This window comes from Poseidonocella pacifica, assembly GCF_900111875.1.
Classification (GTDB): domain Bacteria; phylum Pseudomonadota; class Alphaproteobacteria; order Rhodobacterales; family Rhodobacteraceae; genus Poseidonocella; species Poseidonocella pacifica.
On the sequence record NZ_FOJU01000001.1, the window covers coordinates 165,830 to 190,347 of the forward strand.

The window sequence follows — 24,518 nt, forward strand, 5'->3', positions numbered from 1 at the left end:
CGGGGGGTTGACCTCATGCCTTGCCGCACTTCTATGTGTTGCGAGCAAATTAACAAACCAGAGGGGGCTCCAATGGCTTTTGAACTTCCGGCACTACCCTATGCGCACGACGCGCTCTCCGATAACGGCATGTCCAAGGAGACGTTGGAATATCACCACGATATCCACCACAAGGCCTATGTCGACAACGGGAACAAGCTGATCGCGGGTACCGAATGGGAAGGCAAATCCGTAGAAGAGATCATCAAGGGCACATACGACGCGAATGCCGTTGCCCAATCCGGGATCTTCAACAACGCGTCCCAGCACTGGAACCACGCGCAATTCTGGGAAATGATGTCTCCGGGCAACTCCGCAATGCCGTCCGAGCTTGAAAAAGCGATCACGGAAGCTTTCGGCTCGGTCGACAAGTTCAAGGAAGAGTTCTCCGCCGCAGGCGCTGGGCAGTTTGGTTCCGGTTGGGCATGGCTGGTGCAGGATGCCGACGGCTCCCTGAAAGTCACCAAGACCGAAAACGGCGTGAACCCGGTTTGCTTCGGCCAAACCGCTCTGCTTGGTTGTGATGTGTGGGAGCATTCCTATTACATCGACTTCCGCAACAAGCGGCCAGCTTACCTCACGAACTTCCTCGATAAGCTTGTGAATTGGGAAAACGTCGCTTCCCGCCTGAAGTAAATTTACACACCGAAGAACTGAAAGCCCCGCACATTGCGTGGGGCTTTTGCATGTCACGGAGTTATTTAAGTTCCGTAGTTAAAGTGTTGCTCGAGCTTTTAGAAGCTCCTGCATATGGGCGGCACAACCGGTAAGCGCTGCGTAGTCGTCGGTTACGACATGGACGCCAAAATTTTCCATGAACCCAGAGAAACGACCCTTGTCGCGAAATGCCTCGGCGAACCCGAATTCAGCGAAGTAGGGCTGCATGGCGCGCGTGACACCACCGACCAGAAAGACCCCTCCGAACGGGAGTTGGTTCAGCGCCAGATTGCCACAGACCGTACCCAACAGCGTGACGAAGTGCTTCACGCTTTCTCGGGCTTCGGGATCATCGCCCGCTTTGCAACTTGCCATGATCTCTGCCGCTGTCTTGCTTTTGGTTTGATCGGCTTCGGCACAAGCGAAGGCATAGAGGTGTTCCACTCCGCGTCCGGAGAGAGCTTCCTCCACAGCTGGGAAGCCATGCGCACGTGCGAGGGTTTCGCTTAGGCGGAGATCACGTGCATCCCGGACTGGCAGGCTGGCGTGCCCAGCTTCCGCAGGTGGAACGAGCGTCATGTCTTCCTGATGAAAGACCGGGGCTATGTTGAAGCCCGTTCCAACTCCGACGACGAGGCACGCGGCATGGGCTGCCGGCGCGGGGGCAGGGATGACGGTTTCACAGGCGCTTTCGTCGAGGTGGGCAAGCGAATGCCCTTGGGCTTGCAGGTCGTTCAAGATTGCAGCCGTGGTCGCCCCGGTAGCCCCGCTCAGGGCCTCACGATCTATCGACCAGTTGAGATTGGTCAACTGGCCTAAACCATCACGAACCGGGCCGGCGATTGCGACGCAGGCGGCTTCGGGCGGGCGGGTGGAGGCGCTTTCGGCAAGGAAACGGCGAAGCACATCTTCTATGCCGGAGTGGTCCGCGTTGCGAAATCGGCGGATCGTCTCCTGACGGACGATCGGGCCATCCGCGAAGGCCACGCGGGTATTCGTACCTCCGACGTCGGCGCAGATCGTGTGCAGGGGATCGGGACGAGCCATGGCCTACCTCGCGAGGGCGGTTTTGAGCGCCTCATAGGACGCTTTCGGGGTGCGCTTCAAGCTTTCAAAGTCAACATGGACAAGGCCAAAGCGTTTCTCATAGCCAAGCGCCCACTCATAATTGTCGAGCAGCGACCAGACGAAATATCCCTTGAGCGGAACACCGTCGTCCAACGCTTGGCGTGCCTTTCCGATGTGGGCATTAAGGTAGTCGATGCGGCCCTGATCATCCACGCGGCCATCAACCAGGACATCGGGGTTTGCCATGCCGTTTTCGGTCACATAGAGCGGCAGGTCCCCGGTGTATTCCTGCGCCGTGCGGTGAAGGAACTTGTAGAGGCCATCGGGATAGATCTCCCAATCCATCTGGGTCTTGGGCAGGGGGCCTGCGACTTCCTGGTGATGCGGCCACGGTCCAGGCGCCGGAGCGATGAGCTTGCGGGTATAATAGTTGAGGCCACACCAATCGAGCGGCGTGGTGATCGTGCCGAAGTCGTCCTGCCAGCCTCGCGGAAGATGCGGCTCCAGCCCTTCGAGAACGTTGGCGGGGTAGCTTCCCTTGAAGACGCCTTCGATGAACCACCTGTTGTAATACCCATCATAGAGCGCGGCGGCGCGGGCTGCCTCCTCGGTATCATCCGCAGGTTCGGCCCATTCCATGTTGAACACACCGCCGAGGTTGGTCATTCCCAAGGCGCGCATGACTTCGATGGACCGGCCATGGGCGAGAAGGACATGGTGCATGGCTCGGGCTGTGGCGCGAACATCCCGGAGGCCGGGGGCATGATGGCCGAGGAAGTGGCTCATGAACCCCACGCACCATGGCTCGTTGATTGGGGCGACGGAGTGCATCCGATCGCCGATCCGTCCCATGATGATTTCGGTAAACTCGGCAAAACGCTCCGCTATGTCGCGGTTGCGCCAGCCCCCTTGATCCGCAAGTGCGGAGGGCAATTCCCAATGATACAGCGTCGCGCAGGGCTTCAACCCGCGGGCCAGCATCGCGTCCGTCAACCTGTCGTAGAAATCGAGGCCTTCGGGGTTTGGCGCGCCTTTTCCGTCGGGCTGTACCCGCGCCCAGCTTGTGGAGAAGCGGTAGCAATCGAACCCTGCGGCGGCGAGCAGGTCAAAGTCTTCCTCGTAGCGGTGATAGTGATCGCAAGCGAGGTTGCCATTCTCTGCACGGACAACATTTCCCGGCGTGTCTGCGAAATCATCCCAATGGGTTCGTCCTGCGCCGCCAAACTTGTGACCTTCGATCTGATAGCTGGAGGTCGCGGCACCAAAGAGGAAATCCTTCGGGAAATCGCTACGTGTGAAGTTCATGGGAAATTCCTTACAAAGACGCGGGGGCCGGTCCGGTCGATTGGCCCAGTACGAACTCGGCTTCGAGCATGGTGGTTTGCAGCGGAAGGTCGGGGGAGCTGAGGCTCCGAAGGATCATCTCGGCACAGGTGCGCCCGGCCTCGCGCACGGAAGATTTCGTCGCCGTGAACATAGGTACGTTGCTGCCGTTGCGGAGATAGGAGAGATCGTCATCGTGAGTGATCAGGGAAATGTCCCGCGCCAATTCCAAGCCGGCCTCGTGGATGGCGCGGCGCGCGCCCACCGCTGAGATCATGGATGAACAAAGCAGGGCGGTAGGACGTTCGGATGAGGCGAGCAGGGGGCGCAGCGCTTCGTAGCCATACATCTCCGTCATCTCCCCGCTGCACATCAGCGCAGTATCAGGTTCAATGCCCCGCCGTTGATGCGCATCGAGAAAGCCCTGCCGTCTGCGCTGGGCAAAGTCCATGTCTTCCAACCCGTTCAAAAGGGCGATCCGGCGATGGCCCAAATCAATGAGGTATCCGGTGGCCCTGTCGAAAGCGCGGCGGTTGTTGATGTCCAGCCAGCTATACGGCCCCGGAGTGTCCGACGCGCGTCCGTGCACCACGAAGGGGAGGCCGATCCGATTCAGCATCTCGATCCGGTTGTCGCCCGCCCGCGGTCCATGAACGATGACGCCATCGACCGCGCCCTTGCTGAACAGTTCGGAATAGACGGCTTCTTCGTCGCGGGGGCCGACAACCGACAGGATGAGATCGTATCCGTTGCGTGAATAGGTCTCCCCCGCGCCGGCGATGAAATCGGCAAAGACCGGATTCATCATTTCATGCTGGGTCCGCAACGGGATCACATGCCCGATGGCCATCGAACGCCCCGTCGCGAGCGATCTTGCGCGCCTATTGGGGCTGTACCCGTGTTCACTGGCTGCGCGCTGAACCCGCTCTCGTGTGTCTCTGTTGACTTCGGGATAGCCGTTCAGGGCACGGCTGACCGTTGTCTGGGAAAGCCCGAGATGTGTTGCGAGTTGCTTGAGGTTCATATTTGAGGGGCCAAAGCGCTTTCAATTTCGCTTGGACGGTAAACAGAAGCGCAAGCGAGGTCAAAACGTTTGCGCGCGAGAAATGCCCAAGTCCACTGGGGAGACCGCAAATTGAATTTTGCCCGTGACCCCTCGAACCGATTGACAGGCGTTTACGGATCAACAAGGTTGATATGTATCCAAAGCGCTTTGATGGTTGATTCCGTTGGCGCGAGGGTAAACAGTTCTCGCAACGTGGGTTGCGTTCTAGGGAGGAACCACATGACTTATCGTTTATACGCCACGGCCGCGGTTATCGCGCTGGCCGGGGGAGTAGCTGGCGCGCAGGATTTGAAATTTCCGGTCGGCGAGAGGGATTTCACCTGGGATAGCTACGAAAGCTTTGCCGCCGAACATGACTACAGCGGCGAAACCCTGACGCTCTCCGGTCCGTGGACAGGCGCCGACAAGGCACTGGTAGATAGCGTACTTGCGTATTTTGCCCAAGCGACCGGCGCGAATGTCACCTATTCCGGCTCCGACAGCTTTGAAAACGATTTTGTCATCGCAGCACAGGCCAACACGCCTACCGACATTGCAATCTTCCCCCAGCCGGGTCTCGCCGCTGATATGGCTGCGCGTGGCTATCTGGTCCCCTTGGGCGAAGACACAGCAGAATGGGTCAAGGAAAACTATGCCGCTGGCGAAAGCTGGGTCGATCTGGGCACCTTTGCGGGCGAAGACGGATCCGAGGCGATCTATGGTTTCTTTTACAAAGTCGATTTGAAATCCCTTGTCTGGTTTGCCCCCGAGGCGTTTGAGGAGAACGGCTACGAGGTTCCCGAAACGATGGAGGATCTCAAGGCGCTTTCCGATCAGATCGTTGCCGACGGGGGCACCCCTTGGTGCATCGGGCTGGGTTCTGGTGCCGCGACGGGCTGGCCGGCCACCGACTGGGTCGAGGATCTTCTGCTGCGGACGCAGCCTCCCGAAGTCTATGACGGTTGGGTCTCCAACGAGATCAAGTTCGACGACGAACGTATCGTCGCGGCCATCGAGGAGTTTGGCGAATTCGCTCTGAATGGCGACTATGTCAACGGTGGCACCGAAGCGGTGGCAAGCACGGATTTCCGCGACAGCCCCGGCGGCCTGTTCACCTTCCCGCCCGAGTGCTACATGCATCGCCAGGCGTCCTTCATTCCGACCTTCTTCCCCGAAGGCACCGTGATGGGTGAGGATGCGGATTTCTTCTACTTCCCTGCCTACGAGAGCAAGGATCTCGGCAAGCCGGTACTGGGTGCGGGCACGCTTTTTGCGATCGCCAACGACAAGGAAGTTGCACACGGGCTGATCGATTTCCTCCAGACGACAATCGCGCATGAAATCTGGATGGCGCAGTCGGGTTTCCTGACACCGCTGAAGGCAGCCAACCCGGATATCTATGCGACCGATACGCTTCGCGGACAGGGCGAAATCCTGACCAACGCGACGACCTTCCGCTTTGATGGGTCGGACCTGATGCCGGGTGAAATTGGCGCGGGGGCCTTCTGGACCGGCATGGTCGATTATACCACCGGCAAGGATGCAGCCACCGTCGCGGCGGATATTCAGGCCCGCTGGGACCAGATCGACTGAAACGCTTTTCGGATCGCGGGCACCAGCCCGCGGTCCGGATGACACGAGGAGGGAGAGCTGGCCATGAGTCCCATTCTGCAAGGGATCATCACGATCATCATCGGCGTCGGGGGATGTGTCGGATATTTTTTCCTTTCAAACCTGATCCTCGATACCTTAATCTATCCCGCGCGCGGCAAGAACATTGCCAGCAACATTCGCAGGGCCAACATGGTTCGGCCGTGGCTCTTTCTGTTTCCGGCTATCTTCGCACTCAGCCTGTATCTGGTTTATCCCGTAATAGGCTCCTTCCTGCGCTCGCTCTACAACAGATCGGGCAACGAATTCATCGGCTTGCAAAACTACGTCGAGCTTTTTGCTTCTCCGGAATTTCGCACCGCCTTCCTGAACAACATTCTCTGGGCGCTCGTGGTGCCGGCCGGAGCGACGGCGTTCGGCTTGCTCGCCGCGCAGCTGACCGATCGTCTTTCTTGGGGAAACATCGCCAAGTCGCTGATCTTCATGCCGATGGCGATTTCCTTTGTGGGGGCGTCGCTCATCTGGAAGTTCGTCTATGCCTATGACGCCGATATCGGGCTCATCAACGCCATTCGTGCCGGGCTCTTCGGGTCTGAACCCGTGGATGTGATGCAGATTCCGTTCTGGAACAACTTCTTCCTGATGTTCATTCTGGTGTGGATCCAGACAGGGTTTGCGATGGTCATTCTTTCCGCCGCCTTGCGCGGCATTCCCGAAGAAACCATCGAGGCCGCGATCATCGACGGGGCCAATCCGTTTCAGATTTTCTTCAAAATCAAGGTGCCGCAGATCATGGGGACAATCGTGGTCGTCTGGACCACGATCACCATCCTCGTGCTCAAGGTATTCGATATCGTCTACACCATGACGGGCGGCAACTTCGGAACAGAGATCCTGCCGAGCTACATGATGTCGTTCATGTTCCGCGACGACGGCCGAGCAACGGCCATCGCCTTCGTCATCATGCTTGTCGTCCTGCCCGTGATGGTCTGGAACATCCGACAGGCCCGGGCCGAGCAGCGCTGAGGGAGAAGACATGGATAATATCGCAGGACAAAAAACCGGCCTTGCTTGGGCCACCCATATCTCGGTGCTTCTGCTGGTGCTTATCTGGCTCATCCCGACGGTCGGTTTGCTGATCTCCTCTTTTCGCGACCGGGATCAGATTTCGGCGTCTGGCTGGTGGGAAGCGCCCTTTGCGGTCGAATTGACCGCCCGGGGACGCACAAGCGCCGAGGCAGTGCCGGAAGGGGGCGGCTTTGTCATTACAGGGAACATCTTCGACGACGAAGAGGCGGCCTCCTATTTCGGCGCGTCACCCGGCGCGGTCGTCGCTTTCGGCACCCGCGGCGCGGCCCCTACGGAGTTCGAAGCGGGCACGGTGGCGGATCTCGGGGATGGAGAGAGCCTGTCTATCAACCCAGATGGCACCTATCGCTGGGTCACCCCCGAGGAACCGGGAAGCCGGGGTCAGAGGGTCTATTTTGCGGCAAATTCTCCGCCAAAGTTCACGCTGGACAACTATCGAACGGTGCTGGCAGCGGATAACATGGACCGGGCCTTCATCAACACGCTGACGGTCACGATCCCCGCCACGGTTATTCCAATCCTGGTCGCGGCCTTCGCCGCTTATGCGCTGGCGTGGATGGAGTTTCCCGGACGGGGGCTTTTGATCGCGGCGGTGGTCGGTCTGCTTGTCGTTCCGCTGCAACTGGCATTGGTTCCTATGCTCAATTTCCACAACGCGATCGGTGTGGGCCAGAGCTTTGTCGGCATTTGGTTCGCACATACCGCCTTTGGGATGCCGCTCGCGGTCTATCTGCTTCGCAATTACATGATTGGCTTGCCGCGTGACATCATCGAATGCGCCAAGGTGGACGGCGCCACGGATTTTCAGGTTTTTACGCGGATCGTGCTTCCCCTGAGTTTTCCCGCCCTCGCAGCCTTCGCAATCTTTCAGTTTCTGTGGACATGGAACGACCTGCTTGTGGCGAAGGTGTTTTTGCCATCCTCGGATGAGGCAAAGGTCATGACGGTCAAGATCGCCGATGACCTGCTCGGCTCTCGCGGCGGGGACTGGGGTATTCTGGCGACGGCGGCCTTCGTGTCCATCGCGGTGCCGCTTGTCGTCTTCTTCACGATGCAACGTTTTCTGGTACGGGGCCTGCTCGCAGGCTCTGTCAAATAAGGACCGAACCTTCTCATGACGATGACTTCTACGGATCTGGGCTCCGGGCCCGCGCCCGATCAGGACTGGTGGCGCGGCGCGGTGGTCTATCAGGTCTATCCCCGCAGTTTTCAGGATAGCAACGGCGACGGGATCGGAGATCTTTCCGGGATTATCCACCGCATGGAGTATCTGCGTACGCTCGGGGTGGATGCGATCTGGATCTCGCCCTTCTTTCGCTCGCCGATGCGGGATTTCGGGTACGATGTTTCCGATTACCGCGATGTCGATCCGATGTTTGGCACGTTGGGGGATTTTGATGCGCTGGTTCACCGTGCCCATGAATGCGGGATCCGTGTCATCATAGATCTGGTGCTGAGCCATACCTCCTCGGATCATCCGTGGTTCAAGGAAAGCCGCTCGGGGCGCGACAATTCCAAGTCCGACTGGTACGTCTGGGCCGATCCGAAACCCGATGGCACTCCGCCCAACAATTGGCTTTCGATCTTCGGCGGGTCTGCATGGGAGTGGGACGGGGAGCGGATGCAGTACTACCTGCATAACTTCCTGACCGAGCAGCCCGATCTCAACTTCCACAATGAGGACGTGCAGCAACAGCTTCTGGATGTGTTTCGCTATTGGCTCGACCGGGGAGTCGACGGGTTTCGCCTCGATACGGTCAACTTCTATTTTCATGATCAGAAACTGCGCGACAATCCACCCCTCCCTCCCGAGTTGCAAAACGACAGCACGGCACCGTCGATCAACCCCTATAATTTTCAGGATCATCTCCACGACAAGACGCAGCCGGAGAACCTTGAATTTCTTCGCAAACTACGCGCGGTTATGGATGAGTATCCCGCGATTACCTCGGTTGGCGAAGTCGGCGAGAGCCAGCGCGGGATGCAGGTGCAAGCCGAGTATACCAAGGGTCATGACCACCTGCATATGTGCTACGGCTTTGATTTTCTGTCGAATGCTTTCCCCACGCCCGCGCGCATCGCAGAAGTGCTAGAGCGTTTCGATGTCGAAGCGCCGGATAGTTGGGCCTGTTGGGCGTTTTCCAACCACGATGTTGTGCGCCATGCCTCGCGCTGGAATCTGGGCCACGAACTGGTGCGGACATATGCCGCGATATTGATGAGCCTGCGCGGCACCGTCTGCTTGTATCAGGGCGAAGAGCTTGGCCTGACGGAAGCTTACGTTCCATTTGAGGATCTTCAGGACCCCTATGGCAAACGGTTCTGGCCAAAATTCAAGGGGCGCGATGGGTGCAGGACTCCGATGCCGTGGGTGCAGGACAACGCAAATGGCGGTTTCACGGATTCCAAGCCTTGGCTGCCTGTGGCGGTAGAGCATCTTGAGCGCGCCGTGACGCGTCAGGATGCAGATCAGAACTCCACACTCACGTTTTATCGCAACATGATTGCCTTTCGGAATGCCCACGAGCCCATTCGCAAGGGCACGATCCGCTTTGTCGAAAGAGGCCCCGATATGCTCAGCTTTGTGCGTGAATATGAGGGAAACCGTGTCTTCTGTGCGTTCAACCTCTCGGGCAAGGCGCAGCCTTTGGATTTGCCGGAGGGAGATTGGATGCGCGATCAGGGTGCGCCCTTCACGATCAGCGAGACGGAGCGCGGCATGCACTTGCCGCCCTATCAGGCCTATTTCGGCGTGGCAGCCGAGTAAAAACAAGAACGGGAGGGCGCGATGGCCGATCTGAAACTCAAGGATGTCGCAAAGGTCTATGGCGGCAAGGTCGAGGTGCTCAAGAATATCGACCTCGAAATCACCAAGGGCGAACTCGTGGTTTTCGTCGGCCCTTCGGGTTGCGGCAAATCCACTCTTCTGCGGATGATCGCGGGGCTGGAAAAGATCAGCTCTGGCACGTTGGAAATTGACGGAATGGTGGTCAATGACGTGCCCCCGTCGCAACGCGGCATTGCAATGGTGTTTCAGTCCTACGCGCTCTATCCGCACATGACGGTGCGGGACAACATGAGCTTTGCGCTGAAACTGGCCAAGAAGAGCAAAGAGGAGATCGAGGCCGCTGTTGGGAAGGCCGCGCGCATTCTTCAACTCGATCCCTATCTGGACCGGCTTCCCAAGGAATTGTCCGGTGGGCAGCGACAGCGCGTCGCAATCGGACGCTCGATCGTGCGCGATCCCAAAGTCTATTTGTTTGATGAACCCCTCTCAAACCTCGATGCGGCCCTGCGCGTGGCGACACGGATCGAGATCGCCAAGCTGAAGGAGCAGATGCCCGACAGCACGATGGTCTACGTGACCCACGATCAGGTCGAGGCAATGACGCTTGCCAGTCGGATTGTTGTCCTCGCCAACAAGGGGATCGCGCAGGTCGGCACCCCGTTGCAGCTTTACGAACGGCCGGAAAACGAATTCGTGGCGCAGTTCATCGGCTCTCCCGCCATGAACCTGCTGCCCGGTGAGATCGTGAAGACGGGTCCGCGCACCACGGTCCGCCTTTCGGGTGGTGGTCTTGCCGAAGCCGATGTTCCGACGACCGAAAAGGACCGCGGCTTGCAGGTCAACGTCGGGGTCCGCCCCGAAGATCTGATCGCGGCCGCCGCAGAAGAGCCTGCACTGTATGAAGGCACGGTCGATATCCTTGAGGCGCTCGGTGAGGTGACCGTGCTCTATTTCGTGCCCGAAGAGGGGCGCGATCCGGTTATAGCGAAGCTTCCGGGCATCCATGACAACCTGCGAGGAAATCAGGTGCGCCTGAAAGCGGCCCCGGAAAAAGTTCAGATATTCAACAACGGTCGATCCTTGCACTATCGCTGAGGCGAGGTCACCGCTCCGCTGCGGTGTCCAGCACCTCAAAGAGCGCGTCGACCGTACTCACCACGCTGAACAGGTTCAGCAAGGAGGAATCCGCGAAGCCTTCGTCGACCACATGGTTGACGAGGGACACAAGAGGTTGCCAGTAGCCTTCGGTATCAAGCAGGAGGATCGGCTTTTGGTGCAAGCCAAGCTGCGCCCACGTCAGGACCTCGAAAAACTCGTCCAGCGATCCCGCCCCGCCGGGCAGCACGACAATCGCGTCACAGTTCATGAACATGACTTTCTTGCGCTCATGCATCGTCTCCGTGACGATGAAGCGCTTCAAGTCCGTCTTTCCGACCTCACGTTCGAGAAGGTGGATGGGGATGACGCCGAAGGTATCGGCGCCCGCTTCTTGTGCTGATCTCGCGACCGCGCCCATGAGACCGATGTCGCCCGCACCATAGACAAGGCGCCAACGACGCTCCGCGATTTCCTTACCGACTTGCGTGGCAGCGATCTCATAGGTGGGGCGGGCGCCGGGGCGTGAACCGCAAAAGACACAGACAGAGAGGGAAGCCATCGCGAAATTCCTTTGCTTTTGACCCTTGTTAGCTCTGTTGATACCTTCTCTCAACCACCCATAGAGAGGGGATCCGGCGCCCGATGCGGACGGGAAATACGACTTTACGTGGCATGATGCTTGGCGCAGGCGGGGCACTTCTCTGCGGTATTGTCGCTCTCTACGTCGTGGATGCGTTGCGTCAGGTCGGAAAAGGGGATGCCGAAGCAAACGGAGTGGACCTGGCCCAAGATGGCCTTGCGCTTGTGACCCCAGAAGCCGGTGCTGCCGGTTCAACAACATCGGGGGCGCGGCTGGGCGCTGAGGCTGAGCACCCCCCCGTCGTTACCATGATCGAGATAGAGCCGCCGCGTTTCGACGAAGTGCGGGTGGAGTCTGACGGGCAGGCCGTCATTGCTGGCCGCGCCGAACCGGGTGCACGAGTGGAAATCCTATTGGACGGGGCCCCCGTCGGAGAGGCCGAAGCCGACCCCGGCGGACAGTTTGCTGCGCTTCTCGATCTGCCTGTCGGACAAGCGCCTCAGGTTTTGGGGTTGTCATCGACCGGTGCTGAAGAGACGACGTTCTCCGAGGCGGAGGTCATCCTCGCGCCCCGCGCGCCAGCGTCCGAACCCGCGTCCAACGACGCAGCACAGATCGTCGAGGTGGAGACCGCGGCGCAGGATCCACAGGAAAAACCCGCGATCGCGGTCGCCACGGCGCAAACGGAGCCAGAGGAAATCCAAGCCCCCCCGCCCGAGGCTCAATCGCCTACTGCGGTTGTATCCTTGCCCGACGATAGCGCGCTCGTTCCGCCTTCGGCACCCCCGCTTCCCGATGCTGATCTGGCGGCACCCGTCCTTTTGCTGTCGGACGACAGCGGCGTGCGGGTCCTTCCCGGCTCGCTCGATCCAGTTGCACAGGTGGCGCTCGATGCAATTGCCTATTCATCAACCGGCACATTGATCCTGTCCGGGCGGGGGACCGAGGCGCAGGGGCGGGTCAACGTCTATATCGACAACAGTCCCATAGCTTCTGCCAACATAGGGACCGCTTCCGACTGGCGCTCTGAACTCGATGGAGTTGCGCCCGGGGTCCATACCCTGCGGGTCGACCAGATCGACCCGGCCGGGAAAGTCGTCTCTCGTGTGGAAATGCCATTCCTGCGCGAAGCACCCGAAGACCTCCGCCGTACGCTCGCGCAAAGCGATGGGGCCGCTCCGGTCCGGCGTCTCGCCACAGTTCAACCCGGCTCTACCCTGTGGGCGATTGCGCGGCGCTCTTATGGCGAGGGGACGCAGTTCGTGCGTATTTTCGAAGCCAATCGCGGGCAAATACGGGATCCCGATCTGATTTATCCGGGACAGGTCTTCGACATTCCGCGTTAGCCTCGCCTCTGGCCTTTCATGCATATGCGGCCTATGCCTGCTCCCCGCGAACCAGCCGGATATCCTCCATGCCAGACGCTACCCCAGCCGAACTCGAACGTCGCTCCAATCTTCGCACGATCCGCGAGGTGGTGCCTTATCTCTGGCCGAAAGAGCCGCGATGGGTCCGTGTGCGGGTGGTACTTGCGCTGGTGCTGCTGCTGGCGGCGAAACTTGTCTCGGTTGTGACCCCACTCATTTACAAAGGTGCCGTGGACAGTCTCGAAGGCGTCTCCGACCTAATGCTCGGCGCCGTGGGGCTGACAGTCGCCTATGGCGGGGCGCGCCTCATGAACGTTGGTTTTCAGCAGGCTCGCGATGCGGCGTTCTCCCGCGTGGGCCAACGCGCCTTGCGCCAATTGGCGCGGGAAACCTTTACCCACATTCACCGCCTGTCACTCCGGTTCCACCTGACGCGACGGACCGGAGGGCTTTCGCGGATTATCGAGCGCGGCGTAAAGGGCGTGGATTTTCTTTTGCGTTTCATGTTGCTCTCGGTCGGTCCGCTGATCCTTGAGTTGTTGCTCGTCGCAATCGTCCTCTTCGTGCTTTTCGACTGGCGCTATCTGGCGGTCGTGTCGGGCACAATCGCACTCTATGTCTGGTTCACCTTTCGGGTTACCGAATGGCGCGTTCAGATCCGTCGCCGCATGAATGCCGAAGACACGGACGCCAATCAGAAGGCCGTCGACAGCCTGCTGAATTACGAGACGGTCAAATACTTCGGTGCCGAAAACCGAGAGGCAGATCGCTATGATCGTGCGATGCAGGGTTATGAAACGGCGGCGGTGCAAACGGCAAATTCGCTCGCCATTCTGAATACGGGGCAGTCGCTTCTCATCACGGCGGGGCTTGTCGCGGTCATGGTCATGGCCGCGCTCGGGGTGCAGGACGGCAGCCTGACAGTCGGCGATTTCGTCATGGTCAACGCCTATATGATCCAGATCACCATGCCGCTGAACTTCCTCGGGACCGTCTATCGCGAGATACGGCAAAGCTTGGTGGATATGCGCGAGATGTTCGATCTTCTCGGGCAACCCTCCGAAGTGCAGGAACGCGAGAACGCGAAGCCAATCACCGTACCGGCGGGAGAGATCGTCTTTGACAACGTCCGCTTCGCCTACGATCCCGAACGCCCCATTCTCAAGGGGATCAATCTGACGGTGCCTCCCGGCCAGACCGTCGCAATCGTCGGGGCGTCAGGATCAGGGAAATCCACAATCGGTCGTCTGCTGTTCCGGTTCTACGATGTCACCGGGGGCGCCATTCGGATCGACGGTCAGGATTTGCGCGATGTAACTCAATCAAGCTTGCACGACCAAATCGGGGTGGTGCCGCAAGATACGGTCCTGTTCAACGACACCATCGGATATAACATCGCTTATGGCCGGGGCGGCGCGACCGAAGAGGACGTGATTGAGGCGGCCAAGGCGGCGCGCATCCACGACTTCGTCATGCGACTGCCTGAGGGCTATGACACCGCCGTGGGAGAAAGAGGACTCAAACTCTCTGGCGGAGAGAAACAGCGCGTGGGGATCGCGCGTACCTTGTTGAAGAACCCGCCGATCCTGTTGCTCGATGAGGCGACCTCCGCACTCGACACGCAGACTGAACAGGAGATCAAGGTAGCGCTGGACCGCGCCGGTGAAGGGCGAACGGTGCTCATCATCGCGCATCGTCTTTCCACCGTTGCCGAAGCCGATCTGATCGTCGTTCTCGAAGATGGTGAAATTGTTGAGCTAGGCACCCACGGGGAGCTTTTGCAGCTACAGCGGCGCTATGCTCAACTCTGGGCGAACCAGGCTGCGGAGCGGCGCGAGGCGTCCTAGACCTTTCGCAGCGCGATCACTGCATTGAGGCCGCCAAAGGCGAAGGCATTGGACAGTGCCACATCGACCTTGGCCTCCCGCGCCTCGTTGGGGACCACGTCAAGGGCACATTCGGGATCCGGCTCTTCGTAGCCGATGGTCGGCGCCACGATTCCGTCGCGCAGGGCCATGATACAAGCCAGAAGTTCTACCGCGCCCGTCCCGCCGATCAGATGCCCGTGCATCGACTTGGTGGAGGAGATCATCAAGCGGTCCGCATGATGGCCGAACACATCGGCCACGGCTGCGCATTCCGTCTTGTCATTCGCGGCGGTTCCGGTGCCGTGAGCGTTGATATAGCCCACGTCTTCGCGGTTGATCTGCGCATCGGTCAATGCACCACCGATGGCGCGCGCAGCCCCCTGCTTGGACGGCATGACGATATCCGCAGCATCGGAACTCATGGCATAGCCGATGACTTCGGCGAGGATTTCCGCGCCGCGTTGCTTGGCATGCTCATATTCTTCGAAAACGAAAATGCCCGCGCCTTCGCCCTGTACCATTCCGTTGCGGTTCGCGCTGAACGGGCGACAGGCATCACGGCTCATGACCCGCAGCCCTTCCCATGCTTTCACGCCACCAAAGCACAGCATGGATTCCGATCCGCCGGTGACCATGACCTTCGATCCGCCCGCACGTATAATTTGAAACGCTTGCGCTATCGCGTGATTGGAGGAGGCACAGGCCGTCGAGACGGTGTAGGAGGGGCCCTTGAGATTATACGCCATGCTGACATGGCTGGCCGCGGCATTGTTCATCAGCTTTGGCACGACAAAGGGATGAACCCTGTTCTTTCCCTCCTCGTAGACTGAGCGATAATTTTCGTCCCACGTACTCACCCCGCCGCCCGCTGTACCCAGAACCACGCCGCCATGGGCCGCGAGATCACCGATGAACGTAAGCCCCGATTGCTCTATGGCTTCTTTCGCGGCCAGCAGGGTGAACTGCGTGAACCTGTCATAAAGGGAGATTTGCTGGCGGTTGAAGATCGTTTCCGGGTCGTAGTCCTTGACCTGTCCGCCAATGCGGATCGAAAGCCGTTCCACGTCTCGGAATTCGAGATCGCTGATGCCGCAACGGCCTTCGCGCATGGCCTCGAGCGTGGCAGGTACGCCGACGCCGAGCGCATTGATCGTGCCCGCGCCCGTGATGACTACACGTTTCATGCGTTGGAACCCGTCAAACCCGCTCGTGAATCAATTTCTCAATCCCTGCAACGATTGTCGCCACGGAAGAGATGTCGAAGTCGCTTTCTTCGGGGGCGTTCGCGTTGAAGGGGATTGAGATGTCGAAGGCCTCTTCGATGGCAAAAATGCTCTCCACCAAGCCGAGGCTATCGATGCCAAGATCCTCAAGCGTGCTCTCCATCGTCACATCCGAAGGATCCAGTACCGCCTGCTCGGCGACAATTGCGACGACCTTGTCCTTGACGTTCATAGCTAGGGTCCCTCGTTTTGGGCGTGATTTATTCGCTGTCGTCTGGGTTGAAAACTGATTTCTTGAGCGTCGCGACGTCGCGCAACATCCGGGGAAGACGGCGCAGCGCCTTGTAGCTTTCGATATGCTGCTTCATTTGTACCGCCGGATATCCCAGCATGACGCGCCCCGACGGGACCGATGACAGAACCTTGGTCGCACCACCGGTGATGACATTGTCGCCAATACGCAGGTTGTCCGATACGCCGGTCTGGCCTCCCAGAACGACGTTGTTCCCGATAATAGAACTGCCCGCGATGCCAACCTGAGCACAGATCAGGCAGTCGCGTCCGATGACAACATTGTGCCCGATCTGGGCCAGGTTATCGATCTTCGTGCCAGGGCCGACAGAGGTGTCGCGGATTGTCCCGCGGTCGATGCAGACGTTCGCGCCGATTTCCACATCGTCCCCGATTTCGACACTGCCCAAGGAGTGGATGCGAGCCCAGCTTTGCTCTTGTGCGGCGCCTGCGTCGCCAAGCGTTTCCCGGACACGCTCCACCGCTGAAACCTCCGGGGTGACAAAGGAAAACCCGTCAGAGCCGATGACCGCGGCGGGTTGTACGATCACGCGATCCCCAAGCCGCACACGCGCGCCCACTCTGGTGCCCTCACGCAGAAAGCAGAGACTACCGATTTCTGCATCACGCCCGATGAAACACTGCGGGCCTATGACGGTACCCGCACCAATGCGGGCACCTGCGAGAATGACCGCCATGGGGCCGACTGATACGCCCCTCTCCAACACCGCCGCCGGATCGATGAAGGCGCTTGGATGGTGGCCGTCTTCCCAGCCTTGCCCGAGGTCCATCATGGCGCTCAGCGCGGCCAAGGCATAGCGCGGACGCGGGGCCGTGATGGCGGCGGCAAGGCCAAGGGATTGCCAGTCGGCGCCGTCCCAGAGCATGGCCGCACGCGCGGCACCCTGGCTGATCTGTCCGGCGAAATCTGGCTTGATCGCGAGCGCGAGTTGACCGGCGCTCGCCATGGCCGGTTCGGCGACACCTTCGACCTCGATTCCCACATCACCATGCGCTTTCGCGCCAAGCGCGGCGGCAATGTCGCGGATCGTGTAGGCGGTCATCAGCGCGCTCCCATCCCGGTTGCGCGGAGGCTTACCCCTGAACGGCTCTCAGCACCACCCCTTCGTTGGCCAGTGCACGCCAGATTTTAGCATCCCGCCCATAGACGTCGCGACGGTACTGCATCGGTCCCTTCGCTTGGGTGTAGGCGGTGCGGTAAATAATGTGCACCGGCACCGGTTCCTTGAGGTTTACGCGCTTTTCACGACCGGTATTGAGGATGGACTGGAAGTATTCCTGCGGGTTCGACGTCTGTTTCGCCAAGAGTGCATAGGCAAATTCCATAGGATCGGCGAGCCGGATGCATCCATGTGAAAAGGCGCGCGACTCTCGCGAAAACAGGCTTTTTGCAGGCGTGTCATGCAGGTAGATGTTGTAGTGGTTGGGGAACATGAATTTCACCAGCCCAAGGGCGTTGCCCTGGCTCGGAGGTTCCCGCATCGAGAAGGGAAAGCTCGACTGAGTGAACTGGGTGAAATCGACCGCTGAGCGGTTGATCTGACGGCCACTCCTGTCGGTGATCTCCAGGTGCCGAACCGCATTTGGGTTCTTTTGCAGCATCGGCAGGTATTCTTTGGTCGCGATCGAACGCGGCACATACCAGCTTGGATTGACGACCATGAATTCCATGACGTCGGAGAATTCCGGGCTGCGCCGATCGCTTGTGTTGGCTCCGATGACCGAGCGCGTCTCGAAGGTAACCGCATTGTTGTCGATGATCCGCGCTTTGAAATCCGTGAGGTTCACAAGAACATGGCGCTGCCCCCGAGGGCGATTCAGCCATCGTTCCCGCTCCATCGCGACGATCACCGATTGAAGCCGCACTTCGGTGGAGGTGTTGATTTCCGCCAGTGTTCCGGAGCCGGCGACGCCGTCTTGGCTCAACCCGTGAGCGCCTTGAAAGGCCACCACCGCAGCGGTGAGCGCGCTATCGTAATTCGGCGAAGCGCTCCGCTGCATGAAGCCCATCTCGGTCAACCTGTCGCGGAGTGCCACAACAGCGGGGCCACTCATGCCCGGTTCAAACTTGCTACCAGCCACCTTAGGTCCCCAACCGCCGCGGGCGAGCAGCCGTTCCAGGCGCATTTTTTCCTTCATCAGCCGCGCGTATTCCGGCGTGCGAGGGGCAAGCGCGTTGAAGAATGCGCGCGGACTGCTTTTCGCAAGGTTCGTCAGATAGGAGACGCGCGCACGATAGGGGACTTCGCGCTTGATCCCGTCGTCGATGCGAGAGGGCGTAAGGATCCCAGTCTGCAGGCCGCGGGCATAAGTGAGATAGAGCTTGGACATCTCGACTTCGAGGGCGCCGATCTCTTCCGGTGTCGTCGCGGCGCGCATTCGGGCGGTCAACTGTCCGGCGTCGAACTGCGCCGCAGGCAGGCCATGGTCGGACGCGCGTTCAAAGGCGTCGATCAGCGCAGCCCGGCGCGCTTTATCGTCGGCTCCGGTCCAGATCCCCTCATAGCCGTTGGCCTGATAGAACGCGGCAATGTCGCGATCGCTTGCCGCAGCGGTCGCGAGCGATTGGCTGAATGCCGAAACCTGCGCGCCGGCAGTACCGGGCAGGGCCGTCGCAGCGGACAGGCAAAGAGCAAGGCAGGCATTTGACCACCGGAAAGACAACTTCATACGGGACCTCGGTTTGTTCCTGTCTGGTGCAGTACACGTAGTCTCTTGTGCCCGCTGGGCAATTGTCTACTCACAATGCTGACAAAGCGTTTCCCGTTGCTTCGAAGTTACAGCTTGTCCGCCGTTCCCCGCGAATGGGCGGTAGTCCGCCACCCAAGAACCCTGCATTTTCAGCAGGATTTCGCCGATTAGGAATGTATTAGGGAACCTTCTGCAAAGTCGCGCTTGGCGCTGGAATCAAGTTGTGGCACATCCTTAGAAGTGGGGATGACAAGAACGCGCCGCCAGAAAATTGCGGCCTAGGCAGAAAGCAACAGGATACGCGCGTATGAAGACGTCAAGCATCACGCGAAGAGCGCTATTAGGCGCGTTTGCGGCAACCACGATCACAGCAGCACCAACTCTCACCAACGCCGCAGGCTTCCTCCGAGGAGCGGGCGATATTCGGCGCCTTCGGATGTATTCCGGCAGGACGGGGGAGAACATCGATACGATCTACTGGATCGAGGGCGAGTATATCGGTGATGCGGTGAAGGAAATCTGGCACTTCATGCGCGATTGGCGCACCAACTCGGTGAAACAGATCGACCTTCGTACCATCGATATCATGGCCGCGTCGCACAATCTTCTGGATGCCACTGAGCCTTACATGCTGCTTTCCGGTTATCGCAGCCCGCAGACAAACGCTATGTTGCGTGCCCGCTCAAGCGGTGTGGCCAAGAATTCCTTGCACATGCAGGGGCAGGCAGCAGATCTCCGGCTCGCATCACGCTCTGTTGGCCAGATGGCGCGGGCGGCTCAGGCATGCAATGCGGGCGGCGTGGGGCGGTATTCGCGTTCCAACTTCGTTCACATGGATTGCGGTCCCGTGCGCACCTGGGGCGCGTGAGGTCCATATAAGCTTTGAAATTAGTGCCGAACCGGCGCGAAATCCCAAGCCGAATAGTACTGCGATGGACGCCAAGCGCGCCTGCTACGCACAGGCAAGAGCGCAAAGGTAGTCGAGAGCCTCTTTAAACCGAGACGGCGGAAAGCAACTCTGCGCGATCCAGTTCGGCCTTTCTCCCTGCCATCTTCACGGATCCCCTTTCCAGAACATAGAACTGGTCGGCGATGTCGTAGGCAAAGCTGAAATACTGCTCCACCAGAATGATAGCCATGTCCCCGCGATCCCGCAGGTAGGCGATGACCCGTCCAATCTGCTGGATAATGTTGGGTTGAATCCCCTCTGTCGGCTCATCTAGCAAGAGAACCTTGGGCTTTGTGATCATCGCGCGCGCAATGGCCAATTGCTGCTGCTGCCCCCCGGAGAGATCCCCACCCCGACGAGGCAGGAACTCCTTGAGGATCGGAAACAGCTCGAAGATCTCTTCAGGGATCTTGTGCTCCGGCCTCGGAAGGCAGGCATAGGCGGCCTCGAGGTTTTCCTGCACCGTCAGAAACGGAAAAATGTCGCGCCCCTGCGGGACATAGCCAACGCCCTTCTGTGCGAGCACGTGAGCAGGTGCCCGCCCGATCTGTTCCCCCGCAAGAGCATAGGTTCCACCCGACCGCGGGTGGGTGCCGGACAGTGCCTTGAGCAACGACGTCTTTCCCACGCCGTTCGTCCCCATCACACAGGTGATTTCCCCCGCGCGGGCTTCCATGTCGATCCCATGGAGGATCTGACTCCCGCCATAGTGCAATGTCAGCTTTTCGGTCGTCAGCATCTTCAGCGCCCCAGATAGACGTCGATGACGTCTTGGTTTTTCGTCACATGATCCAGCGACCCTTCGGCCAAGACCGAACCTTCATGCAGGACAGTGACCTTGCAATCGAGCCGCCGTACAAATTCCATGTCGTGCTCCACCACCACAACAGCGCGCGTCTTGGCGGCCTCTTTCAGCAGGTCCGTGGTGTGCTCCCGTTCTGCCGGGGTCATCCCGGCGGCGGGTTCATCCACCAGCAACAGTTTTGGTTCCTGCGCAAGAAGCATTCCAATTTCGAGCCATTGCTTCTGGCCGTGGGAAAGCTCGCCCGCCGGGCGGGGGAGGGAGGCCCGCAACCCGATGCTTTCAGCAAGGGCCGCGACCTTCTCCCGATCCCTTTGGTCCAATCGGTAGAGAAGGGCCGCGATGGGGCCGCGCTTGTTCTTGAGCGCCATCATCAGGTTGTCGAAGACCGTCTGATCCTCAAAGACGGTGGGCCTTTGAAATTTGCGGCCGATCCCAGCCTGCGCAATGCGGCTCTCGCTCATCTTGAGAAGCGATGCGCCCTTGTCGCCATAGACTATGCGCCCTTCGTCGGGCCGGGTCTTGCCTGTTACGATGTCCATGAAGGTGGTCTTGCCTGCGCCATTGGGGCCGATGACTGCGCGCAATTCCCGCTCGCCTATCTGGAAGGAAAGGTTGTTGATCGCCTTGAAACCGTCGAAGGTTTTTGAAACGCCGGATACTTCCAGAAGCGTGGTCATTGGCCCGTCTCCTCTTCGCGTTTGCTGCCCTGATCCGGTCCCAAATCCGCGCCGTGGCGATCAATCAGGTGTCGGTGGAACAGAAGGTCAAACAGCCCGCCAATGCCCTTGGGGGCAAAGAGTGTCACGAGGACAAAGGACAGGCCGAGCAGAACGGTCCACCAATCCACCCACTTGATTGTATAGAACCCGAGGTTCACATCGGGCGCTTGCCCGCCGGTGAACCACGATGACACCAGCGACACGAACGCCGCGCCGATGACCGCGCCGTAGAGTCGTCCACGCCCCCCGATCGCGACCCAGACCGCAAGATAGATCGAGGCGATTGGCGCGATTTCTGCCGGGTTGATGATACCGGCTTGCGGGTAGTAGAGCGCACCCGCGATTCCCGCGATCACGGCGGTCAGCGTGAAGATGAAGAGCTTGTAGCCTTCAACGGAGTAGCCGAGGAACCGCACCCGTGCCTCGTCATCGCGTATGCCGCGAATGACATTGCCGAACTTGCCCGAGATGACCCAGTTGGCAAGGAGATAGCCAAGCGCAAGCGCCAGCGCGGAGGCCCAGAAGAACCAGACCGAGATGATCGATTGCGGCATATCATCCAGCCCGGGAAGGTTCTGAAGCCCGGAGAGACCATTGTTCCCCCTCAGGCCGCTGTCATTCTGAAACAGGTAGAGCGATAGGGCGAGTGTCATCGCCTGCGTCAGGATCGAGAGGTACACGCCGGTTACGCGGCTTCGAAATGCGAGCCAACCGAAGACGAGCGCAAGCAGACCCGGCACGATGATCACGGCAAGCAGTTGCAGCGGCAACGAATGGGCGAAAACCCAGATCGAGGGCAACTCCGAGGCCCCGACCACGCCGAAAATCTGCGAGGCGATGGCGTCGGATACCTCCTGCGATGTCGGGGGGAGTGTGGCGCTGGTGAGGCTTTCCATGACGATGAGTTCAGTGCGCGCGTACATCAGCCACATGCCGATGGCATAGCCGCCGATCCCGAAGAAGGCGAAGTGGCCGAGACTCAGGATGCCGCAATAGCCCCACACAAGGTCCATCGCGATGGCGACAAGACAAAGGCACAGCGTTTTGCCCAGTGTCTTGACGAAGGAGGTGCTGAGCGCTCCGGTGCCCGCGCCTTCGGAGAGGAGCGTCACCCCAAGGGTAAAGAGGCCGAGCAGCGCGAGAAAGACCAACACCGACGGATTCGCCGCGAGGAAAAAGCGGGGGCGTTTGTTCGAGAGGGGAATGTCGGTCATCTCAAGCCTCCGCCGCGCGGCCCTTGAGGGCAATGATGCCCTTGGGGCGGAATTGAATGAACAGAATGATGAACAGGATCATGTAGGTCTGTGCTGCGAGTGTGTTCGACGGGTTGAACCATTCGATGCTCTTTTGCAGGAACCCGATCAGTCCGGCGCCCAGAAGCGTGCCCCAGATATTGCCAACCCCGCCAACGACGACCGTCATGAAGCTCTGAACGATATAGTCGGCTCCTAGCTCTGAGGTTACCTTGGCATAGAGTCCGATGGCGACGCCGGCGATCCCGGCGATCCCGGAGCCAAGCCCGAAGGTCAGCATGTTGATGCGGTCAGGATTGATCCCCATGGACGCTGCCATGCGCGGGTTCTGGGTCACGGCGCGAACCTCAAGGCCGAGACGCGTACGGTTCATCACCAGCAGGAAGAGGCCGAGGAAAATGAGCGCGAGAACAAAGATCGCGATACGAATATAGGAGATGGAGACGACATCGTTGAACGAAAGCGCCCCGCCAAGCCAATCGGGGGCGGTCAGAGGCCGGGCCTGTGTGCCGAAGATGTTCTTGGCCAACTGCTGAAGCGCGATGGAAATCCCGAACGTGGCGAGCAGCGTCTCCAGGGGGCGGTGATAGAGCCAGCGGATCACAAGCCGTTCCATCGCGACGCCGGCGGCGAATGTCACGGCAAAGGCCAGCGGAAGTGCGACGATGATCGAGAGCGTGTAATCCGGGATGAACTGTTGCACCACATAGCCGGTGTAGGCGCCCATCATGATGAATTCGCCATGCGCCATGTTGATGACGCCCATGACCCCGAAGGTAATGGCCAACCCGATTGCCGCGAGAAAATAGATGGAGCCGAGCGACAGCGCGTCGAGCACGAGATCGAAGAACTGGTTCAGGCTGACCGTCCGGTCAATGGAACGGAGCGTGTCGAGCGCCGCGCTGATGATCTCGGGTTCGTCCAGCGTATAGCGTTCGAAGAAGACATGGGCCGCAAGCGCGTCGTCAAGATCGCTCTCGGTTGCCACGGCATCGACGATGCCCGCTTGAGCAAGGTTGGCATAGGCTTGATCCCGTGCGGCGTTGGTATCCAGTTCAGCGATGGCCACGCCGCCCACCATGCCATTGTCAATGTTCGCTTCCAGCGCGGATTTCTGCTCCGCCCTGTCGATCAGCGGCGGCGCAAGATCGGCCCGCACGAGGAGGGTATATGCATCTTCGGCGCTCAGGGTGTCCTTTCCGGGGCGGATCTCCCGTGCCACATCCTCAGGCAAGACCTTCGCCGCCCCGAGTTCCGTGGTGACCAGCGGGTTGAGCGCTCCGCGCACATCGACGCCCAGATCGCCAGCGAAGCTGCGGATGGCGGCAACCCGCGTGGCCGTATCCTCGCCGAAGCGCACCTCAAGAAGGCGCACGAGACGTTCCTTGCGGGCGCGGATTGACGTATCTTCTTCGTCCACTATGGCGGCCCGCAGCGCGGTTAGGTGAGAGGCTTCGGGATCACGCGATATGGAATCGAGGCCAGAAAGGCGTACCTGCGGGTCAGGGTCGGAAAGCTGGAACCGGACGAGCGCGGCGCCGATCATATTGCGAATGCCGCTATTGGGCTTGAGCTGCGCCATGTCGTCTTCGGGCACGACGTCCACTTCCGAAACTTGGTCCAGATCAAAGAGGCGAAGCAGGTCTTCTCCCGCAGGATCTTCGCCAGCTTCTTCGGCATAGAAGAACAGCCCGTCCGCCTCGCGCTGCCAGAGTTCCTTTTCCTGCCAGCGCCGGAGAACCTCGGGCGCTTGCGGCAAACCGCTCGCGGCAATGGCGTCAATGGCCGGTCCGATGGTTCTTCGGGAGCTTTTCTCGATGGCGTCCCGGTGCTCCTGCAAGACCTGCTGGATCGAGGAGGGTTCCTGCGCCGCAGCGATGAAAGGCGCCACCGAAAGCGCCAGCAAAAGGAGTGCTGCTTTCATTAAACGGGCCAAGACCGTCCTCGCTTCTTTACTTTGAATGCGTTGTTTGGGCGTGCACGAGGCTCTTTCGCCTAGGTGCGAGTGTGGGAAAGGGGCGCATGACGCGCCC

21 protein-coding genes are annotated in these 24,518 nt (G+C 59.7%); 9 read left to right on the top strand and 12 right to left on the bottom strand.

Features of this window, described 5'->3' with window-relative positions:
* The first annotated feature begins 72 nt into the window (after positions 1–72).
* A complete protein-coding gene (locus BM234_RS00805; RefSeq protein WP_092059695.1) occupies positions 73–675 on the top strand; it encodes a superoxide dismutase in 603 nt (200 codons plus the stop codon).
* Positions 676–753: 78 nt separating this feature from the next.
* On the opposite strand, the gene BM234_RS00810 is transcribed toward BM234_RS00805, so the two are convergent.
* Genes BM234_RS00810 through BM234_RS00820 form a run of 3 tightly spaced genes read right to left on the bottom strand, consistent with a single transcriptional unit; the run spans position 754 to position 4,111 of the window.
* Positions 754–1,743: a glucokinase gene (locus BM234_RS00810; protein WP_092059697.1), complete on the bottom strand. Its 990-nt coding sequence runs from the start codon at positions 1,741–1,743 to the stop codon at positions 754–756.
* A gap of 3 nt (positions 1,744–1,746) precedes the next feature.
* Positions 1,747–3,069 (bottom strand): GH1 family beta-glucosidase, encoded by a 1,323-nt coding sequence (locus BM234_RS00815; protein ID WP_092059699.1) that lies wholly within the window; start codon positions 3,067–3,069, stop codon positions 1,747–1,749.
* Between the two features lie 10 nt (positions 3,070–3,079).
* Entirely contained in the window at positions 3,080–4,111 is a 1,032-nt protein-coding gene (locus BM234_RS00820; protein ID WP_092059701.1) for a LacI family DNA-binding transcriptional regulator, read from the bottom strand.
* A 261-nt stretch (positions 4,112–4,372) separates the two neighbouring features.
* On the opposite strand from BM234_RS00820, the gene BM234_RS00825 reads away from it, so the two are divergent.
* The 5 genes from BM234_RS00825 to BM234_RS00845 all read left to right on the top strand — a co-directional run bounded on the left by BM234_RS00825 (position 4,373) and on the right by BM234_RS00845 (position 10,715).
* Positions 4,373–5,725: an ABC transporter substrate-binding protein gene (locus BM234_RS00825; RefSeq protein ID WP_092059703.1), complete on the top strand. Its 1,353-nt coding sequence runs from the start codon at positions 4,373–4,375 to the stop codon at positions 5,723–5,725.
* A 63-nt stretch (positions 5,726–5,788) separates the two neighbouring features.
* Positions 5,789–6,769, top strand: a complete 981-nt coding sequence (locus tag BM234_RS00830) for a carbohydrate ABC transporter permease (protein WP_092059705.1) — start codon at positions 5,789–5,791, stop codon at positions 6,767–6,769.
* 10 nt (positions 6,770–6,779) lie between these two features.
* Positions 6,780–7,931: a carbohydrate ABC transporter permease gene (locus BM234_RS00835; RefSeq protein ID WP_092059707.1), complete on the top strand. Its 1,152-nt coding sequence runs from the start codon at positions 6,780–6,782 to the stop codon at positions 7,929–7,931.
* Positions 7,932–7,952: 21 nt separating this feature from the next.
* On the top strand, positions 7,953–9,599 hold the full coding sequence (locus BM234_RS00840; RefSeq protein ID WP_092061260.1) for an alpha-glucosidase family protein: 1,647 nt from the start codon (positions 7,953–7,955) through the stop codon (positions 9,597–9,599).
* A 21-nt stretch (positions 9,600–9,620) separates the two neighbouring features.
* On the top strand, positions 9,621–10,715 hold the full coding sequence (locus BM234_RS00845) for an ABC transporter ATP-binding protein (protein WP_092059709.1): 1,095 nt from the start codon (positions 9,621–9,623) through the stop codon (positions 10,713–10,715).
* Between the two features lie 7 nt (positions 10,716–10,722).
* On the opposite strand, the gene BM234_RS00850 is transcribed toward BM234_RS00845, so the two are convergent.
* Positions 10,723–11,277 (bottom strand): LOG family protein, encoded by a 555-nt coding sequence (locus BM234_RS00850; protein ID WP_092059711.1) that lies wholly within the window; start codon positions 11,275–11,277, stop codon positions 10,723–10,725.
* 83 nt (positions 11,278–11,360) lie between these two features.
* Between BM234_RS00850 and BM234_RS00855 the strand changes: the two genes are divergently transcribed.
* Both BM234_RS00855 and BM234_RS00860 read left to right on the top strand, forming a co-directional pair.
* On the top strand, positions 11,361–12,644 hold the full coding sequence (locus BM234_RS00855; protein ID WP_092059713.1) for a LysM peptidoglycan-binding domain-containing protein: 1,284 nt from the start codon (positions 11,361–11,363) through the stop codon (positions 12,642–12,644).
* Between the two features lie 68 nt (positions 12,645–12,712).
* On the top strand, positions 12,713–14,512 hold the full coding sequence (locus tag BM234_RS00860; RefSeq protein WP_092059715.1) for an ABCB family ABC transporter ATP-binding protein/permease: 1,800 nt from the start codon (positions 12,713–12,715) through the stop codon (positions 14,510–14,512).
* Here the strand turns inward: BM234_RS00860 and BM234_RS00865 are convergent.
* The 4 genes from BM234_RS00865 to BM234_RS00880 are packed head-to-tail and all read right to left on the bottom strand — an operon-like array spanning position 14,509 to position 18,738.
* On the bottom strand, positions 14,509–15,717 hold the full coding sequence (locus BM234_RS00865; RefSeq protein ID WP_092059717.1) for a beta-ketoacyl-[acyl-carrier-protein] synthase family protein: 1,209 nt from the start codon (positions 15,715–15,717) through the stop codon (positions 14,509–14,511). The two genes, BM234_RS00860 and BM234_RS00865, sit on opposite strands and share 4 nt — an antisense overlap.
* Positions 15,718–15,730: 13 nt before the next feature.
* Entirely contained in the window at positions 15,731–15,988 is a 258-nt protein-coding gene (locus tag BM234_RS00870; protein ID WP_092059719.1) for an acyl carrier protein, read from the bottom strand.
* 28 nt (positions 15,989–16,016) lie between these two features.
* Positions 16,017–17,111, bottom strand: coding sequence for a UDP-3-O-(3-hydroxymyristoyl)glucosamine N-acyltransferase (gene lpxD, locus BM234_RS00875; protein WP_092059721.1), 1,095 nt, complete (start codon positions 17,109–17,111; stop codon positions 16,017–16,019).
* A gap of 31 nt (positions 17,112–17,142) precedes the next feature.
* On the bottom strand, positions 17,143–18,738 hold the full coding sequence (locus BM234_RS00880) for a L,D-transpeptidase family protein (RefSeq protein WP_092059722.1): 1,596 nt from the start codon (positions 18,736–18,738) through the stop codon (positions 17,143–17,145).
* 328 nt (positions 18,739–19,066) lie between these two features.
* On the opposite strand from BM234_RS00880, the gene mepK reads away from it, so the two are divergent.
* Positions 19,067–19,627 carry a peptidoglycan L,D-endopeptidase MepK gene (mepK, locus tag BM234_RS00885; RefSeq protein WP_092059724.1) on the top strand — a complete coding sequence of 187 codons (561 nt, stop codon included), beginning with the start codon at positions 19,067–19,069 and terminating at the stop codon, positions 19,625–19,627.
* A 124-nt stretch (positions 19,628–19,751) separates the two neighbouring features.
* On the opposite strand, the gene urtE is transcribed toward mepK, so the two are convergent.
* Genes urtE through urtB form a run of 4 tightly spaced genes read right to left on the bottom strand, consistent with a single transcriptional unit; the run spans position 19,752 to position 24,409 of the window.
* Positions 19,752–20,447 (bottom strand): urea ABC transporter ATP-binding subunit UrtE, encoded by a 696-nt coding sequence (urtE, locus tag BM234_RS00890; RefSeq protein WP_092059726.1) that lies wholly within the window; start codon positions 20,445–20,447, stop codon positions 19,752–19,754.
* A 2-nt stretch (positions 20,448–20,449) separates the two neighbouring features.
* Positions 20,450–21,190: an urea ABC transporter ATP-binding protein UrtD gene (urtD, locus tag BM234_RS00895; RefSeq protein WP_092059728.1), complete on the bottom strand. Its 741-nt coding sequence runs from the start codon at positions 21,188–21,190 to the stop codon at positions 20,450–20,452.
* On the bottom strand, positions 21,187–22,446 hold the full coding sequence (urtC, locus tag BM234_RS00900; RefSeq protein WP_092059730.1) for an urea ABC transporter permease subunit UrtC: 1,260 nt from the start codon (positions 22,444–22,446) through the stop codon (positions 21,187–21,189). Before urtC ends, urtD begins: the two co-directional genes overlap by 4 nt.
* A gap of 1 nt (position 22,447) precedes the next feature.
* Positions 22,448–24,409 carry an urea ABC transporter permease subunit UrtB gene (gene urtB, locus BM234_RS00905; RefSeq protein WP_092059732.1) on the bottom strand — a complete coding sequence of 654 codons (1,962 nt, stop codon included), beginning with the start codon at positions 24,407–24,409 and terminating at the stop codon, positions 22,448–22,450.
* Positions 24,410–24,518: the final 109 nt, after the last annotated feature.